Origin of the sequence: Streptomyces sp. NPDC046712, assembly GCF_040645695.1 — a bacterium.
In the GTDB taxonomy this organism is placed as follows: Bacteria; Actinomycetota; Actinomycetes; order Streptomycetales; family Streptomycetaceae; genus Streptomyces.
The window spans coordinates 1-1,248 of sequence record NZ_JBEYYW010000058.1 but is presented as its reverse complement, the minus strand read 5'-3'; the positions used below and the strand labels follow the sequence as shown (position 1 = coordinate 1,248).

Sequence of the window (1,248 nt, the reverse complement as noted above, 5' to 3'; positions counted from 1 at the left end):
CTACACGATCGCGCTGGAGGTCATGGCCGCCGCTTCACAACTGCCGGGGGCCAAGGAGGGCATGGCCGCCTTCCTGGAAAAGCGCCGGCCGAGCTGGCCGGACTGACCCCCCTGGAACCACCGTTCCAATGCTATGAGTGGGGCATTACTTGCATTCATTGAGCCTTTTCCAACCTAATGTGGGTTGGTGAGGGTGTGTCGCTGAGCTGGACATGGCAAAGCTCCTGGTAGGTGCGTGTATCGACCAAGAAACATGCGCTACCAGGAGCTTCGTGGTGTTGTCTTACCCGTCGACGATCGCGTTGTCCAGTCAGACACTGGCTGAGTTGACCCAGATCATCCGCACCCACCGCCGCGCGATCGGGTCACGCTGGCGACGGCTGCCCCCGCAACGCCAGGCCCTGCTCGTGCTGGCCCACCTGCGCAACGGTGACACCTACCAGCGCCTCGCCGCCGGATTCGGGATCGGTGTCGCCACCGTGTGCCGCTACGTGCACGAAACCACCGACCTGCTCGCCCACCGTGCCCCGAGCTTGACCGCGGCGTTGTGGCGGCTGGCCTGGACCTTCCACAACTACGCCATCCTCGATGGCACCGTCATCCGCACCGACCGCATCGCCGCGAACAAGCCCTATTACTCCGGCAAACACCGCCACCACGGCATCAACATCCAAGCCCTCACCGACCCCCACGGCACCCTGCTCTGGATCTCCGAGGGACTACCCGGCGCCACCAACGACACCGCAGCCGCCCGCCATCACCACATCTGCGAGCAGGCCGCACAAGCCGACCTGCGGTTACTCGCCGACGGCGGCTACGACCAGGTCGCGCCCGGGGTGATCACCCCGTACAAGAACCGCCGCAACCACCACCAGCCCACACGCGAACTCGGCCCCGCCTACAAAGCCGCCAACACCGCCCTCGCCCGACTACGCGGCCCCGGCGAACGCGGCTTCGCCATCCTCAAAAACTGGCGGATCCTCACCCGCGCCCGCTGCAGCACCCACCGCGTCACCACCCTCACCAAAGCCATCCTCACCCTCGAACATCACCTCAACTAACCAAGATGGAAAAGGCTCATTGCAAGTAATGCCCCACTCATAGCGTTCAAGGCTGCCGGACCGGGGTTACGTGAGGAAGCTGTCGTTCGCCCAGGTGGTGACCTTCGCCTTCTCGGTGGCGTAGTTGACGGTGGCCTCGACCCCGTCCATGCGGTTGAGCTTCTTCTCGATACGGGCTGCCCACGAG

General features: G+C 64.6%; 1 protein-coding gene. It reads left to right on the top strand.

Features of this window, described 5'->3' with window-relative positions:
- The first annotated feature begins 275 nt into the window (after window positions 1–275).
- Window positions 276–1,061, top strand: coding sequence for a transposase family protein (locus tag ABZ939_RS36855; RefSeq protein ID WP_282773919.1), 786 nt, complete (start codon window positions 276–278; stop codon window positions 1,059–1,061).
- Window positions 1,062–1,248 lie beyond the last annotated feature (187 nt).